14 protein-coding genes are annotated in these 17,795 nt (G+C 36.5%); all 14 read right to left on the bottom strand.

Annotation, left to right across the window (positions count from 1 at the left end; genetic code table 11):
- Position 1: 1 nt before the first annotated feature.
- Positions 2-793: an SP_1767 family glycosyltransferase gene (locus VXM68_RS06700; RefSeq protein WP_367210843.1), complete on the bottom strand. Its 792-nt coding sequence runs from the start codon at positions 791-793 to the stop codon at positions 2-4.
- Positions 794-891: 98 nt separating this feature from the next.
- Positions 892-2,034, bottom strand: a complete 1,143-nt coding sequence (locus VXM68_RS06695; RefSeq protein WP_367210842.1) for a hypothetical protein — start codon at positions 2,032-2,034, stop codon at positions 892-894.
- A 41-nt stretch (positions 2,035-2,075) separates the two neighbouring features.
- Positions 2,076-3,518 (bottom strand): lipopolysaccharide biosynthesis protein, encoded by a 1,443-nt coding sequence (locus tag VXM68_RS06690; protein WP_367210841.1) that lies wholly within the window; start codon positions 3,516-3,518, stop codon positions 2,076-2,078.
- Positions 3,518-4,459, bottom strand: a complete 942-nt coding sequence (locus tag VXM68_RS06685; RefSeq protein ID WP_367210840.1) for a glycosyltransferase — start codon at positions 4,457-4,459, stop codon at positions 3,518-3,520. Before VXM68_RS06685 ends, VXM68_RS06690 begins: the two co-directional genes overlap by 1 nt.
- On the bottom strand, positions 4,452-5,048 hold the full coding sequence (locus VXM68_RS06680; protein WP_367210839.1) for a DapH/DapD/GlmU-related protein: 597 nt from the start codon (positions 5,046-5,048) through the stop codon (positions 4,452-4,454). Before VXM68_RS06680 ends, VXM68_RS06685 begins: the two co-directional genes overlap by 8 nt.
- 56 nt (positions 5,049-5,104) lie before the next feature.
- Positions 5,105-6,286 carry a glycosyltransferase family 2 protein gene (locus VXM68_RS06675; protein WP_367210837.1) on the bottom strand — a complete coding sequence of 394 codons (1,182 nt, stop codon included), beginning with the start codon at positions 6,284-6,286 and terminating at the stop codon, positions 5,105-5,107.
- A gap of 15 nt (positions 6,287-6,301) precedes the next feature.
- Positions 6,302-7,216: a glycosyltransferase family 2 protein gene (locus VXM68_RS06670; RefSeq protein WP_367210836.1), complete on the bottom strand. Its 915-nt coding sequence runs from the start codon at positions 7,214-7,216 to the stop codon at positions 6,302-6,304.
- Positions 7,194-8,411, bottom strand: coding sequence for an O-antigen ligase family protein (locus tag VXM68_RS06665; protein ID WP_367210835.1), 1,218 nt, complete (start codon positions 8,409-8,411; stop codon positions 7,194-7,196). Before VXM68_RS06665 ends, VXM68_RS06670 begins: the two co-directional genes overlap by 23 nt.
- A 225-nt stretch (positions 8,412-8,636) precedes the next feature.
- Positions 8,637-10,796, bottom strand: a complete 2,160-nt coding sequence (locus VXM68_RS06660; protein WP_367210834.1) for a GumC family protein — start codon at positions 10,794-10,796, stop codon at positions 8,637-8,639.
- Positions 10,797-10,798: 2 nt separating this feature from the next.
- Positions 10,799-11,530 carry a TolC family protein gene (locus tag VXM68_RS06655; RefSeq protein ID WP_367210833.1) on the bottom strand — a complete coding sequence of 244 codons (732 nt, stop codon included), beginning with the start codon at positions 11,528-11,530 and terminating at the stop codon, positions 10,799-10,801.
- A 133-nt stretch (positions 11,531-11,663) separates the two neighbouring features.
- Complete coding sequence (locus VXM68_RS06650) at positions 11,664-12,857, bottom strand: sugar transferase (RefSeq protein WP_367210832.1); 1,194 nt, start codon at positions 12,855-12,857, stop codon at positions 11,664-11,666.
- Complete coding sequence (locus VXM68_RS06645) at positions 12,857-13,222, bottom strand: PleD family two-component system response regulator (RefSeq protein ID WP_367210831.1); 366 nt, start codon at positions 13,220-13,222, stop codon at positions 12,857-12,859. Before VXM68_RS06645 ends, VXM68_RS06650 begins: the two co-directional genes overlap by 1 nt.
- A 134-nt stretch (positions 13,223-13,356) precedes the next feature.
- A complete protein-coding gene (locus VXM68_RS06640) occupies positions 13,357-15,597 on the bottom strand; it encodes an LruC domain-containing protein (protein ID WP_367210830.1) in 2,241 nt (746 codons plus the stop codon).
- Between the two features lie 247 nt (positions 15,598-15,844).
- A complete protein-coding gene (locus tag VXM68_RS06635) occupies positions 15,845-16,675 on the bottom strand; it encodes an AraC family transcriptional regulator (protein WP_293956045.1) in 831 nt (276 codons plus the stop codon).
- Positions 16,676-17,795: the final 1,120 nt, after the last annotated feature.

Genomic DNA, 17,795 nt, shown 5'->3' with positions numbered 1-17,795 from the left:
CTCAAAACAGCCTTTTTAAAATCTGACGTTGATATAGATCCTCGTCCTTTACCACAACCTGATCGCCGCCGATCACTTCATTGACATATTTAGACGTTATATTGATTTTATGTTTAGCGCCCATCCTTAACCATTCATATTCAATATCAATATGTCCGACATCTATCGCCTGATAACCTAATTTGGATAAATCATACGCCAATACCGTCGCTGTTGGCCCCAAGGCAATCAAGATAAGACTATTTTTAGCCAATTTGCTTGCCTCCTCGATAATTAAATCGTATTGGTCGAATGCACTTTTTGACCGGCACAAGATCCGACCGACACTTTTGACATTATTAAACAGATCATTACCTACTCCCAAGCGACTTTTTTCTCCTTCTATGAAAATGATATCCCGCTTTTCCCAAATTTGCTTTAACATATTAAACCATTGAATTGACTTTTTCTGGTCTAGGAAATCAATATACGGGCGCGTGATAAAGGTATTTCCATACCTTTTACCTTGCTTGAGATATTTATCCCACAAATAACCATACAAATAAAAATGCGCACGCCAAAATCGACGCGCACGCCTATTGTATCTTTCCAAACCGACAAATGCATCTGACACACATACGATATGGTTTGTAAGATCACTCGTAATGACTTCGGCCAATCGTTTAGACAATTCGGTATCAGGATGCTGAAAACGAATTCCCTCACCACCTATCAAGAGCATTTCACCATCGCCAAATCGACTAACAGAACTGTTTTTGGAAATAATATGTTGAATAGTTTCATCAATTGTCATAACATCTGGTAATAATCGCTGTTTCCTCCGTGTTAGAAGCTCCAACATATTGTACCATTCTATTATTATATTGTAATGAAATTTATCCTTAAATTTATTTAGGAATGATAGCATCGGTACAAATTTAAATGTTCTAAAACTTTTTTCATTTGATTCCTCCAGGATAATTCATAAACATCATCTCTAATGCGTGATGGTTCCCAATCTTTAGACAAGCAATAGGATACAATTTGATCAATATCAATAGGCGATTCATCCGGCGCAGCCTTTAAAATATAAGGCTTATTTTCAAAATCAGAATCTATCTCTGAATACATAAAAGGTATCCCTCTCGCTGCATACTCCCGGGTCTTTAAAGTTCTTATGTACGTTATCCCACTACGATGTCTGGCCAAACTACCGATAGCAAAATCTGCCTGGTCAAACATAACATCAAGGTTCTCACTCCAAAGAGCACCATGCATGAAAACATACTGCTGTACTCCCGCCGCTTCGATAGCGGAAAATATTTCATTATGTTCCCTTGCTCCACTTATATTGCCAACGATATCGAAATAGACTCGGCATCTCGGATTTCGATTATAATATACACCTAACCCCCTTATCACACGATCAAATCCATGCCAAAAATGAATTTCCGCCACCCCCAGCAAATGAATCTCCTCCTCATTTCGAGCTTTTTTAATTCGTAGCGGAATTTCATCTAGATCAATCCCATTAGAGATTTTGATTGTCTTTGCACCAAAAATTTCATTCTCTTCAGTAAATGTCACAATACCATCTAATACCAAAGCCATGGATCTTCGAAAAAACCGATCCGGCATTTGTACAATTTTATCGATAAAACGAGTATATTCTTGATCATAAGGATATGTTGGAACTTCCACGACTACTTTCGCTCCAGCTCTTTTGAATTCTCTCAATGCACCAATTATAGCCGGACTCGAGTTGTGATAAGAACGCATGTATATTAAATCAAACTGCTCTCTACGCACATACGCGGTTAATTCATCAAAGTCCCATCTCTTTCTTAATTTTGCAAAAATCCCCTTTCCAAAATCCGCAATCACTTCATTATCTACAATCCATGCACGATGCCCATTATTTAGCACTTCATAATAGCATAACTTGACATTTGCTCCGCATTGTTGGAGTCCTCTAACCTGCCCAAAAATCTTTTTACTAATACCATTGTGGGCACTAAAGCCATGAAAGACGAGAAATAAAACTTTTAATTCCATAGATTGTGATGTTGGGCCAATTAACGGTCTGATGATCAGTCTTAACGTCCTCTTTTTAAGTATAACTCCAAATAAGATCTATATCCGCCAAACCAGGTAAAAGCAATAAAAAAAGCAGATGACACACATATCTTAATAATCAGCTTATACCATATTGTATCAGTTATAAAAAAGATCTTACATATATACAGTAAAAACGTCAATAATAAACCCGCTAAAACTGGCTTTGCTAAAAGATAAAAAAAAGAAAGCATATCTCTACTAAAAACTTTTTTATAGAGGATTAAATAGGTAAATAGGAATGTAATAAAATTTGTAATTACAAGACATGCAGCCACCGCCACAATGGCATTAAAATAGAAAACACCCAATAATATCCCACCTATATTCAGCGAGGCTGAAAGTAATCCTGAGAAAAACATATACTTCGTATCTCCGGTTGTTTGAAAAATCGATCCTGACGAAGATAAAATGAGCTGGATGCCCACAGTTAAGCTCAATAACTGAAATACCGGAACTGCTTGGTTCCATTGCGCTCCAAAAAATACATAAATCAGATCTTCGGCGGCAAAGTAAAGGAATGCCGTGAGAGGAAATCCAATTAAGGCCAATACAGATACAAGTTGTTCAGTCGCGACAATAAGTTGCATTTTATCTCCTTTTTTCAAACTCAAGATCGGGTGTATCACCGGTGTAATTACCTGCGTGATATTTTGCAACGGCAAGGACATCAATTGATAGGCTTTGTCATAATAGCCTAAGATATGCACACCCAGATATCTTCCGATGAGCAATGTGTCCGAATTTTTACTAAAATAGTTTACGATATTGAATAAAAACTGAAATATAGAGTAACGTAGAATGGGCCTTACTTCGTCCAAAGACACCTTTAATTTAAAAGGCAATGGAAAATGTAGATAGGAAACGATAAAAAGAAGTATACTATATAAAATAGGATTAATCAGAAGTGCATAAATACCTACCCCCGAAAAAGCAGCAGTTATTGATACCACCCCCAAAATGATCTGAATAGTAAAGCTTCTGATGGCAATAAATTTGAACATCCTTTCGCGATAGAACAAGGCATTGGGCACTACTGAGCTTGCTGTAAAAAATAGGCCTAGTGCTAATAGCCTAATGATATTTTGAAGTATGGGCTGATCGTAGTACTGTGCTATTTTAGGGGCAATCAAAACAAGGACTAGAGCTAAGAAACCTCCCAAATAGCAAGATATAGAAAAGAGATTACCAAGTTCATCTTTTGTCAAATTTTTATATTGAATGACGGCAGGAAACAGCCCGATATCTGCAATCAAATTCAGGAAAGCTATAATAACCATAGCAATAGCGATTACTCCAAACTGCTCAGGAGACAAAAGACGTGCAAGAACTGCAGTAACACCAAGAGAAATAATCAAGTTTGCATATTTCGCTATCGCAGTAAAAAAAACTCCAGATATAACCTGCTGCTTGGCACTTTCCATTAACTTCGTGTATATTTTTTAAATAATAATACGCATAGTGTCTTTATCTTAACATACTTTCGCCAGCGTCTTATACAGACCACAAAAACAGTAAGTCGATATTTCAGTGGCATTTTGTAAGCTTTCCAAACTGCGGCATTCATCATACCACTAAGGTAAATAGTTACAACATCACGCATCTTCGCATTTTTTTTGGAATAATCCAACAATCTATTCCCCACAATGAAGTAGCTGTTTATATTTTTCAAGGAATAATCAACCATCATAATAGAACCATTCCTCAGACGACGCATAAAAAAAGTAGCAGGTATATAGCTGGTTTTATGAGCTTCCATAAACAAAATTGTTGTAAATAATTCATCCTCATGCACGATGCCTTTTTCAAACAGAAGTCCTATTCTAGTTAAAAAGGTTCTGTTTATAAAAAGAAGACATACAGAAGAAAAAAATTCATCGTACTCCAAAAGTTTTTCAAAAGCTTCAATTCCCGATAAAAGCACATTTGGCTCTATATATATTCTGCTATAATTGAATCTAGTTGACAGAGTTGTATCTTGGATCCCATCAGCGAATGTTTCAGCGTCAAAAAATACAAAATCTAAGTGATTTTCTTTACAACATTTATAACAGATCTGTAATGTATCTCTCTTGATAAGATCATCACTATCCATAAAATAAATAAAGTTTCCTTTTGCATGCGCTATTCCAGTATTTCTAGCTCCAGACAAGCCCTGATTAGACTGGGAAAATACCCGTACCCTAGCATCTTTTTTAGCCCATTTTTCCAGAAGTGAAAGACTACAATCTGTAGAACCATCGTTGATCAATAGCAATTCAAAACTTTTAAAGGTCTGGCGCAATACACTCTCAACAGCGCTATCAACATATGCCTCGGTATTAAAAACGGGCATTATTATAGTTATTTCAGGCTGATTAATCATGATTTCTCACCCATTTTGTTTGTTGGTCGTCCCATTTTTTAACAACTTTAGCTGGGTTTCCAACAACTACAGAATATGGAGGGACATCTTTTGTCACCACCGAACCTGCCCCCACGACACAGTGTTCACCAATTGTAACTCCTGCCAAAATCACCGCATTTGCACCTATCCATACATTATGATCAATCTTCACAGGAGAGACTTCGATCCCCTGCTCTGCAATCGTTAAATTAATATTTTCATATTTATGATTGAGTCCCGAAATCAACACATGTTGGCCTATTTGCACATAATCACCGATGCTTACAGGGCCTATTACGGTATTTCCAAAACCAATTCGTGAATTACTTCCAACAATAAGATCTCCTACTGCATTATTGATTAAAGAGTAAGATTCTACAACAGTCCTAGAACCGATTTGACATTTCCTAAAGGGTACCAAGTCTTTACGCACACTTCTATAAATAACAGCACCTCGTCCCTTATGTACATATAAAAACTGAAATAGTCTCAAATACCATCTCGGACGCGTTCGAACAGGATGCATTAATACCGTATGCAACCAACGTTTTAAACGAGGGGAATGCATTATTTTTTCTTTTAGCCCCATATCAGCTTCATTACTTTAATACCGTAAATTTCATGCTACTTCTGTTTATTTGGTAAAGCACCATGCTCCGTATGGATAAAAGTCGATCGTCCCGAACGAAAATGGATTATACTGCTCATCATCGCTAAAAATATACGCGGCAAGCTAAATATTGCCCACAGAAGTTGTGTTGTGTACAACTTTTTTGGAACTGCCAAAGCTAAACCCATTACATACAAAATAATTAAAAAACCCCATTTAGAGGAAGAAATATCAGACGCAAATAAAGATCCCAAAAAAAACAAAGGAATGATCCCAAGCATTATAATGCGAGGTGGCATGGACCATTGAAAAATCTTGTCTATTAAAGGCCAATTACCGATAAAAATTGCGCTACGCGTCTGCTTAATAGCATGGCAGAAAATATCAATTTGTGAAGCGATCCAACGCCGCCTCTGTTTAGAAAAATCATCACTATACTGAATCTTTTCATCTAAAATGACAACATCTTCCAAATAGGTAGTGTTTATTCTATCCAATAACAAAAAATATTCTAAAAATTTATCCTCCCCCATCGATTTGATCTGTACTATTCGCTGCTTAAACCAATTAAAGTCGAATGCCATACCCGATCCGATCAATGCTGCAGGTAGGCCAAGGCGAGCATGCCCCAGGCGAAATATAGAATTGTTAATTTCTTCGCTCACACCATCCAAAATTGCTGTTGCTGTTGTATTATTTTTAGCTGTCCGATGGGTTTGAATTGCTTTTGCTCCACAAGTAAAAGCATTATTGAGCTTACTGAGAAAGTCAGGAAAAACAATATTATCCGCATCCATTACAACAACAACATCAAATAACTGCGCATCCAATTGAGACATTGCTGTCGTTAATGCTGCGGCTTTCGAACGTTCTGTTCCAGTGAGATGTATAAGCGAAACACCCAATCGCCGAAGGTGGTCATTTGTCGCATCTTCCATAGCATCAGAAATGACAACAATTTCAAACCTATCAATTGGATAATCCTGCGCCTTAAAACTAATAACACTTTCCTTTATAACATTATCCTCTTTATAGGCCGGAAATAATATGGCAAATCTTGCTAATGGTTCAGCTTGCGGAAAATTAATTTTCGGTTTTATTCGCGATGCAAATGCAAATAAAACGACATAGCCTACCCACAAAGCAAAGGCTATGAAAAATAAAAAGTCTATATACCAAAAGACTGTTATAAGCATACACATATAGATTAATTAACGATGTCCCGCAACAATCCAGCCACAGGCAGACAAAACTCCTTTAATCATCGCACCAGATTGTTTAAACTTCAATTTAAACAAAAGTAAAAACAAATGCATTGGAAAAGCAATTAAAATCAAATAACTCAGTGCTATCACCCGCAAAATATATTTTCTTTGCCTAAAGGCAAATATTATTCTATTTCGCGTAATATAATAGGTTTTAAGTGGACTATCGATTCCAGTGGAAGCACTTTCCAAGTGAAAAATCTGAGCACTAGGGAAATAATACAATGGAAAATATTTGGTTATACTGGTGGACCAATCAAGCTCTTCATAATACAAAAAGTAGCACGTAGGCATGCCGCCAACATATTCGATCACACGCTGAGGAATAAACATTGCGGCACCATGAAAATAAGGAATTTGAGCAATTTTATCATATTGACCATAATCTATTTCCTTGTATCCAATTTGTTTGTTTCTGATAGTGATAGGTGTCAATGGCGTACTTCCTGCAAACTGTATCAAATTACTAGGATTGTGATACATAATTTTAGGCGATAGCCCCCCAACATTCGGGTTTGATTCACAAAATGAAATCATGGCTTGAATTTGTAAGTCGGCATTTCTAGGTAACAATGTATCATTATTAATCAAATATAAATAATCACCACACGCAAGTTCAAGCCCAATATTATTTCCTCCCGCAAATCCGAGATTTTTAGACAAACACTTACCCTTTACAAATGGATACCGCTGCAAGATTAACTCAAATTCATTGCTATCTGAAGCATTATCAATGACGATTACTTCAAAACAAAAGCTGCTGACGTTATCAAAGATCGTTTGCAACAGATTCAATGTATCGTTTACACCATTATAATTAACAGTAATAAAGGAAATTCTAGGATGCGACTTTTTGTTCATTCTGCTGCAAATATGGGCATAACATTGCCATAGCCATCAATATATATATAGTCTCCCCAGTTGGGAATTGATGCAAAACTTCGTTTCCATACCCCGCTAACATCATGCCTGCAATTCCAGCTGCTGACGCACTACAAAACCCGCGGAGCATTGGATCCTTCAGTTTAAACCAAACAAAATAAAAGCAAATCGTTAGACATGAAATCCAAATCAACACATAGAGGATCAATCCTATCACTCCAGTTTCTACCCAAATAAAGACAAAAGAAGTATCTGTTGGCAGCCCATCCAAAAGGTCCCCCTCACTAGCATTCTTGGCAGACCCCAAACCCAGACCGATTGGATAATTACGCATAAATGTTTTCATTTTAGCCTGGTTCTCCTTCCGCAAATTGAAAGATGCATCCTCTTTAAATTGAAAAGCTGTTCTCATCCTTCGTATATCAGCATTACTGTTTCCAATATTGGTTAAAGATAGGAAGCCAAAGACTAATGTAAATAATAGAGATCCCCAAATGACCAGACGCCACCGTTTTAATAACAGAATATAAAATGCATAGCCAGCAATTGGTATGGCCATGGCAGATCGGGTCCCCGATATCAACATGCCATACATCGCTAGGATAGCAACTACACTGTATAGAATCCGAATACTCCTACTCTTCTCATAGATAAACAAAATGGAAAAAACAACCATACCGAGACCCATGTGACAACCAAAATTAGCGGCATCGGTAAAAAAAGAAAAATAGCGGATGCCACTATAGATTAGGTGGGTGTGAGCCCCCAGCGTGTAAAGCCAAATTCTCTCATCCGTATCAAAGCCGATAAACTTTTGTCCAATAGCTTTTAGTGCGGCTAAAAGCACTAAAATCGCCCAAAAAATAAAAAATGACCTAAGCTGAGATTTATCTTTAAATATATAATATACTAAAAATTGAAATAAACAAAGATAGAGCGCTAGGCTACGGATCGAAGCCAGCCAATTACCAAATATACTCGCTGGATTAAATACTTCAACCATGCAATATCCTACCCAAGCTAGACAAATAAAGATATAGAGCGGTATTTTCAACTTAGCATTATAATTTCGATAAAGATGATTTAATGCGATTACTATAAAATTAAATAAAATCACCAAATCTACGATAATACTGGGTGGTACAGGAATACGTACATAACGTAATAATCCCATAATAAAAAAGCACACAGCAAATAAGAAAAGAAAGCTGATAAACGGATTCCGGATACAAATTATTAGAAAACATAGAAGAAAAGGAGCCAGCGCAATCCCAACACTAGGCAGTAGTCCCCCTGATATGGCCAAAAAAGTAATCAGCGCACATCCAAGGACAGCTAATAATTTTAAGCCAATTTTATCAAATAAAACTTCCTTTGTCATTTCCTTCTACCGTAATGCCTAAGCTTTAGATGCGGTAATTCCCAATTGAGAAAATCTATATTCCAATTTTCTTAAAAAGCTGTACGGCGGCAACATCCCCGTAAATGTCTCTGTAGCGAATCGATCTGCATTCACTAGACAGATTAATACAGGTACTGTTCCACTGCGTAAATCAAGCTCCTTGAAGAGTTCATCATCTTCTTCCTTCCAAGCAGACTCTGCATCCAGTAGCAATAGATTTACTGCTGCCTGAGCAAGATAGAATGGAGGTACTGGAATATTAAACGAACTTGTATGGCCTACAAGCGTAAAATCATTTCCCCCTTGTTTGATGCGTTCTAATAGTGTATTTTCAATCAAAAATTCTCGTGATTTAGCATTAAAGTCTTTGGCTTCTTCCAGTACCCCCACTTTAAGACCAATCGTTTCCCATTCCTCTTTGATGTAGCGCATCACATTCCCACTATCAATCGCTTCATCTAGCTTCAATACATTGATAAAATTGACTGCATTTCCGCGTTTAAAATAGCCGAACAACTGATTTGCTAATGATTTTGATGCCATCTTTTTAATTTGTTCACTATAGCGCCCCATTTTTTTATACGGAAATGCACCTATCACATTCCCTTTTGTGACACGATCAGTCCTTTGCTTATCACGTAAAGTTCGATCGAGCAATTCCAAAACCAGGATACAGCCCAATAAAAACACCAAAGTAGCAAAATAGGTTCCCATAACCAGCATCTTACGCTTGGTAGGTTTGGAATTAAGTGGATAGGTTGCAGGATTAATTACTTTTAATGTGGCAGCGCTCATTTCCAGACTCTTAAGCCGAAGGCGAGCAGCGTTCAATCCTCCCAAAACCGAAAGATAACTCTGTTCAGTAAAATTAATACCCCGTTCTTGACGTTTAAGTAATGAACCTATTGGAGAGTAATGCGAATACATTTTATCCAATTCAATTTTAAAATCATCTACCACTTTAATATCCGCCTGCGCCTGATCCAATTTTAATAATTCGTCTACCCATTGTGCAACATAGTTTGCGTTAGGATAGCCATTTTTCGTATATTTTTGACTAGAATATTCTTGGATAAAATTACGGAAATCCCGTTCTTGATTTCTCAATTTCGATTTAAGTCCCTCAAGTGTTGACGCCGAATTGGTGACTGTAGTTTTCAATGAATCAGGACGATAGGACTCAATTTGAGAAATAGAATAGTTTAAGTCCGATATATCATTCATTTTAGCCAAAAATTGCGCATTATTTTTAATACTTTTAATATTTGCATCAATGCCTGATTCTAATTGAGCGATACTCACCTGCGCTCTGTTACGTGCAGATAGCGCATCTTGTTTCCGGATCTCATAGTCCTTGTCCAAAATTGTAACAGCTTCAGTCTGCTTATCATAATGGATAACGCGATTTTGAACATTGAATTTGGTAAGAGAATCTTCTTTCATGAATAAATCCTTTCCAATTCTTGCCAATTCCGCTTCAAAATATTTTATTACATTATTGGTATTGCTATATTGAAGGGTTTTATATTCATCTGCGAAAACTTCACTCAATATATTTAATGTTTGATAGGTGATCCCAGCATCATTATTCTCATAGTAAACATGAAGAATATCGCTGTTGTCAATCTGTTTAATATCAATTTTGCTCAGTGCACCATAACTAAAATATGGATGATTCCAATTAAATAAGCCATAAACAAAGTTTTTGGCATCCATTTTTTCGTACCTTTTTAAATTTTCGACAGTACGTTCTTCCGACGTTTTATCAATTAATTTTTTGACTGCCGAAGGTGTAATATCCAACAATTGACGAAAATGAGCACTTGAAACATAAACATTGTCTCGTTCAGGGTCGCCATTGATCATGGTTCGGGCGAACAGCTTTAACGACACAACGCGCATAGTCTCTTTTGAACCAATGGTGTTAATGACATTTAACAATGAATTTTTAAGGATATTCCAGTCTTGCTTACCATCTTGACTAAGCTCAGTCCCGTTGGCGGAAATGATACCTGTATAAATGGTCATATCGGATTCATATTGTCTATTCATATTCCTCGTGAAATAGATAACAATTCCCATGACCAGCAATGGCAATACGATCAGCCACCATTTAAACCTATACAAGGATTTTATAATGTAAATTACTATACCCATCTTTACTTGCTGATAATTTTTGTTCTACTTAAAATCTCCAAATGCAAAAGTTCAGCGGTTATCGTGCTTTCAGTCAACTTATAAGCCTCATATGCCTCCACTTCCATTTTTTTTGCTGCGTTTAAATCCGAAATTCCTGCATGCCCATTAGCAAAATCAGCCTCCACAGTTTTCAGCTGTGCTTCCGTTAATGTTAAATTTTCTGTCTTCTTTTTTAATATCGACATTGCATTGGTCAATTTAACATAAGAATCAATAATGCGAACCTTCTGTTCGTCAAACCATTTTTCCATTTCCAATTCTGTAGAACGACGCTGCATCTTTTGCCGCTTGACACGATTTGAACGATCAAAAACGTCATCAAAAGGTACTGAAACAGTACTACTTACAAACAGAGCATTCTGCTTAGCTCCAGAATACTGATAAAACAAAGGCGTATTTTGATCTGTAAACATGGAATTAACACCTATATTTCCATACTGCCATGAACCACCCACCTTAAAGTATTTTAACCAGCTTCTTTTCTCAGATTTTAATAGATTATCTTGCTCCATCATCTTAGATTCGAACATTTCTACACTTGGACTCCGTTTAGCATTTTCAAAAAGCTCCTCCAGTGAGGGAAGTAAAAGTTTAGTGTAATCCAAACTTCCGGCTGTCTGTAGAACATTTTGCCCATGGCTGAGCAAACCAAAAGTGATTAAGAATAAAAATATTGGGAAAATTTTCTTCATATTCAGATAATAACGTTATAGGGGCATGGCCCCGTTATATATTTCTATTTTAATTATTCTTCTGTAGTTCTTAAATAAAGGGCATCTAGCACCCGAAAACATCAGTTCTATTTAAAGTAAAATCATCGAAAAACTAAACATCAGCTTTTTGGATAAATGCAGAAAATGTTTTATACAGAATTTTCAAATCCATCCAGATCGAATAATGCTTCGCATAATCTATATCAAGCTGAATCCGTTCCTGATCGGACATGCTTCCATTATCTCCTCGCTTTTCCACTTGCCATAATCCCGTAATTCCAGCGGGAGCCATGAAACGCTCAATACTATCATCTGTTGTCAACATCTCCGCCTCATACAAAGGCAAAGGCCTATTACCAACAATGGACATGTCTCCTTTAAGAACATTAAACAACTGCGGAAGTTCATCTATGCTATATTTGCGGAGAATACGCCCGACCTTAGTTACCCTTGGATCCTTTTCCAACTTAAAAAACGCAGCTTTTCTTTGCTTGTTTCCAGTATCAAAGCCTCTTACAACGACCTCATCGTCAATAAGAACATCTCGAAGATCGTCTAAAGAGAAATTCAAAGCTTCTTGACCATTATATATACTGGGCGGAAATGTAGCAGTTTGTTGCGAGGCATCCGCATATTGATTAAGGGCCATATACTCTTTAAGCCGCTTATCAGCATCTGGATACATCGATCTAAATTTATAGAAATCAAACATAAAATAACCCGACCCAATACGTTTGGACTTATAAACTGCAGATCCCCTACTTTCTAACTTGATTGCAAAAAAAACTAATAAAAGAATTGGAGAAAGCAATACGATTAAGACAAATGATACAATAATATCGAAAACCCTCTTACCAAATGGAATACCAATTTGAGGAAAAGAAGGTGTAGCTATTTCAAATTTTTCACGCTGAGCTGTCGCTTCAAAAAATAAATGAATATATTTTTTTACAGATTGAAAAACATCTGGTTGTGCAAAGGGACTAATGGTATTGGTAATTCCAGCATCAAAATAAGACTGCTTCTCAAAACGCGAAAGATCATTCCCCACCAAGATCAATAGTGTATCCTTATCGTATAGGAGTAGTTTAGCTAATTGTGCTAAATCTTTAACAATGCTTTTACCCTTTTCATAAAAAATCACCGAAAAAAACTGATCTTTTTGCTCCTGAAAATACATATCCATGGTTTCGAACGAACTAAAAAACTTCAAATCAACCCCCAAAACATCTTGGACTTGTTTATGAAAATAATCAAATGTTTTGATATTATCACCAAGGTATATATAATCACTATATTGAGGCATTATTTTAAAGCTTTTTTAATTCGCAACTTTAACTCAAGTGGATTAAAAGGTTTCAAAATAAAATCATCAGCTCCTGCCTCGAGCAAATTGATCCGCGTATGTGAGTTATCTTCACCGGACAAGAAGATAACGGGGATATCTTTCAAAAACTCGTTTTGCTTAATCATCAACAATAAATCATAGCCATTCATTTCGGGCATGGTATAATCGGATAGAATAAGGTCTACACTATTTCCCTCCTTCAGCCAATTGTAAGCGTCCAGTGCATTATTGAAGAAGCGAAAGTCATAATCCGCATTTAGGTATAGCGTAATTAACTGACCTATTGCAGGCTTATCATCAATTATTACAATCGTCTTTTTCATGAATTTGCTATGTTTTTTAACTTTAAGTAACCAAACAAATTATGAGTGCTAAAGTCAAAATGCATTCGCTTAAAGTACCTAAAAAAATTATGCGCTTTAAGCGAATGAGTTTCCTTTATTCCTCGAGTTTCTATCTACTTCAAATACCAATCGAGATTCTGAGAACCGCCACTCAACGCCCATCCTTCAAATTTCGGATAAACTCCAGTTATTTTCTTATACTCATTTGGATAAATGAAAGATACTGGAACACATAATCCCCAAGGCTCCCCTTTAGATGATTTGAATGGATCATTAGCAGAAAGTCGTCCTTTTGAAGTTTGATTCTCAACCAAGGCTTTGTTCATTTTATCTGTACCTTTGTATCCAACCAAATGAATTTCACTTCGAGAATTCACTTTATATCCATTTGTGACAATAAATGAGTTCAAATCAGCATATGTAAAATTATCCAAAGGTGTAGTAAACTCTATGACAACCTCGGATTCAACAGGCTGATAACTACCATTTACCGTAGAAATAAATTGCGTATCTGAAATACCAAAGGCACGGTGCGCATCATCACAAATTGTAATCACGGCGTACTTCTGATTAGACTCGACACCATTTGAACCTAAAGGTAAGTTCTGTCCAACCAAGTTTGTATTTGAATATTTTACGGATTTTACGTTAGTCGCTAATACTCCATCCAACTGAATAGCTGCAGCTAATCTATTTTTAGCCCCAACAGATCTAATTTTATTTATCAATTTAACCTTAGTAACTTTATTAGCTGCATTCTGCACTTTCGTAATTGCTACATCCACCACAAAGTCATTCATATCATAATCCCCAATCGACGGCCAATTATCTTCAAATGCATACGAATAAGTACCTAAATTAACCTCAGTAACAGTTTGGTCTGTCGGATTGCCACCAGAAGCGTTATTACCACCGGCGTTACAAGAAGTCCCCTGAATCACTACGGTCGACTTATCGTAAGGAACCAATTTCGCTGGACTATTGACCACATAATATGTACTCCATTGTGCGTTAGCTGTATGATCTGAGCAAGCTACCTCTAAGTTACCACCATACGTAATGGCCATCCACTGGTTGCTTACATCAACCTTTTTGAGACGGGCCAATGCCTGACCCGAAGTCGGTCCAGTCATGGTGCTCGCCTGGCTGTTAAATTTAGCCAAAGTCTTCACATCCAAAATAGAAGCTGCTGCTAAATTGATTTTCGTACCACCGGCATCTAATTTATCTAAACTTAATAGAGCGCCTTGAGCCACCGAAATTGTCGCACCATTGGTCGTCAATGAATTGATTACTGTATGACAAACAGCCTCCAACGTTGCATTCGTCAAGGTAGCGTTCTGTACAGTAAGCGTTCCCTCATTACGCACCACCGTACCGTTTGTAGTACTGCTCAGATTTTGGATTGTAGCCACCCCATAGTTGGTAAAATTACCATTAGTGATATCTGCTTTATCCGCAGTAAGCGTACCATAATTGACATACAGCGTATTATTTTTTGTCTCCATTTTGGAAAGTGAAGCCGATCCATAATTGACAAAGCCACCCACCGTATTCTGCGTTACATTAACGAGGTCAATGGAACCCGCCTGCGTAATATAAAGTCCGTTATTGCTTCCAAGGTTCAATTCAAAACTTGTATTTTTCCATGCCCCCTGCACGTAAATTTTTACATTGCTAGTACCATTGTTCGCATCGATTCTACCTGTAAAGGTTACACCAGATTTAACTACATACGATTTATTAGACTCGACAGAAATAGTTGAATTGCCCGATAGCGCTATTGCATCGGAAGGAACTACAACCGGTGTAGCTTCCACCGCTGCCGCTCTTAAGCTGCCACTTGCCAACGTCGTACTCGTCTTAGCGCCGCGCAAAACACTCGCTTTACTAGCCGAACCCGCGCTGATGCCACCCACATTGATCGCATTTTGCTGCCCCACTTCAATCATACTGATTGCGGCAACACCAAGTGGAGAAGTCTCTCTTAAATAAATATATTTTGCGAGTGTTGGAATCATGAGCTTACCAACAAAATCCTGCCCGGATTTTGCCTGACCCGCAGCCAACACATTCGCCCCACTACCCAACGTCGGATCATTATCAAAAAACTCCACCCGATAAAAGTATTTACCGCTGAATTTATCGTCAACTGCAACGCGCACATCGACAGCGCGTGTCGAATTCCACATAAAATCAGTTGGGACATTAACGCCAGCAGGAAATAAGGATGAAGAATCGGAGCCTGCAGTAGTATCGTTGTACAAATCCTTTACTTTCGAACAACTTGCCCCGAAGAGCGTAATCCCCGCAAGACCCACCAAGAAGAGATTAAAGCTTTTTATGTTACACATAATTAAATAATAATAGATCAATGTTAAACAATTCTATCAGTCGACCGAGACAGGACTTTAATATTTGGCTTTTATACAATACTATTAATGTCGAACTGCTTGAAGCAAAGATATAACTAATTTTAGTGAGTAAATGACAAAATGCGCAAGTCCAGTATAAATTGCAAATCTTGTAGCGGTTCAACTACACTGTCGCATAGAAAACTACAAAACTAGGTTATAGTTAAATAAAGATATTTTAGGAATATTATCCTTGCCAACGTTTACGGTACTCAGTTGGCGTCAAGGCCGTTTCTTTTAAAAAAAATGTACTAAAGTTATTAACGTCTGCATAACCGAGCTCCCAAGCAATCTGCTTAATGCTGAGTGATGATTCAGTAATCAGCTTTTTACTCACTCGAAGCAACTCTTCGGTGATCAGCTCTTTTGGCGTGGCCCTTAGCACATCTTTCGTTAAGTTAGTTAGTTTTTTAGTTGCGATATTTAGCTCTTGAGCATAGAAAGCTACACGTTTTTCTTTTTTTACATACTGCTCTACCAACTCCTGGAAACGTCTTACGAGCTTTATATCTGCACTCTGCCCCACCAGTTCATCCGACTGTCTATCTTCAGCATATATCGCAGCTAAGAGTACAATTTGTTTAACAATATTGTGAGCCAAATCGCGATATATCACCTGATTATAATTCTGCTTAGATAGTTTAAGCTGCATACCCACAAATTCATAGTAGGTTGCATACTCCATAGGCACACGCAACACATGGTAGTTATATTCGTTTGTATTAAAAGATTTGAAGTTTCGCAGAAAAGCAGTATCAACCGCCGTACGGGCAAAAAAACTTTCCGAAAAATAAATAATTAGAAAAGGTCGGGACTCATCTGGGTTAGCTTCAATTTTTATCCCCTTCGGAATCAACACCAGACAGTATTCTTCAATTTCTTTAATCTGATTATTGATCCGTATACTACAACCGCCCTTTGATACAAAAAGAACCACATAATTTTCTTTTGCTGTTGCATCCGTTACTTCCGAAGGCTCCTGCGCTACACCAATGACCCGCTGAACTCCAAATTCCATAATTATTATTTACTGCATATAAGGCCTGACAACCATTTCGTAATGCTGAAATAGGGAGCAATTTAGCAAATAAATCCCGAACACAAAAAAATGCATTTTCAAACCTTGAAATGCACTTCAAGTATAACCCTGATATACATGAACCCTTAAACATATTCCCAAGCAGGCAATCACCAACTACATGTAAAAAACTATAAAAGGTGCAGGGACAACAACAAACAAGAAATTATTTAAAATAAGTTTGAACTACAGATGTGCATGCAAATTGTTTCCTAACCAACTAATCTATCAGGCAAACCATTATCACCATCCACCCTCATTTTGAACAAATTATGTTAACCAGATTATAAATCTATATACATTATAACTTGAAAAGATAAAAAATTGTAATATGAACAGAAAAAGTAATCAAACTTAAAAAAATCAGCGAATCTAAGGTGTATTCCAGAAAGCTCAACGGACCTGAACGATCGTTGCCTTAACATAGATAATAATAAGCAAAAAAGAAAAACAGATTGGTTGTCAATACAATTTTTCCTAAAATGAAACAATACACAAATAATATAGATCATTCAAATATAAATCAAAAATTATATTATTTTATAAAAAATACCTAAAAAACTAATATTACATAATAAAAAAAACACAAACAGTTAAGTTAAGTATTCAGAAACGCGTATTTATACTTTCCAAGAAAAATAAAAAGCACTCTAAAAATATTAACAAAAGAAATATAAATCTACATTCACAGAAAAAAAAGAAGCTCAAAACAATCAAAACAGCATTATTGTTAAAACAAATTAATTAAAGAAAAACAAATAGACTAAAATAAATCAACAAAACACCAAACAAAATATTAAAACAAGTTGTTCAATAGAAAATCAGTATAAACAAAGTTGGATATATATGTTTTTAAACCAAGAAATATTGCCTTAAAACAATAATTTACCATAAAACATACATATATATAACGATGAAGAAAGTTGTTTTATTGCACAACCAACAGATATTTATAAAAAGTTTACAATTTTTTTTTGCACAAGTTGATATTAAGTCGTAATATTACAATTCAATTCAAAAGAAGTACAACTAACATATAAGAATTTAAAGTATTAACAAT

The organism is Sphingobacterium sp. R2 (assembly GCF_040760075.1).
Taxonomy (GTDB): domain Bacteria; phylum Bacteroidota; class Bacteroidia; order Sphingobacteriales; family Sphingobacteriaceae; genus Sphingobacterium.
The sequence above is the reverse complement of the archived record's forward strand: the minus strand, read 5'-3'. Positions and strand labels throughout refer to the sequence as shown.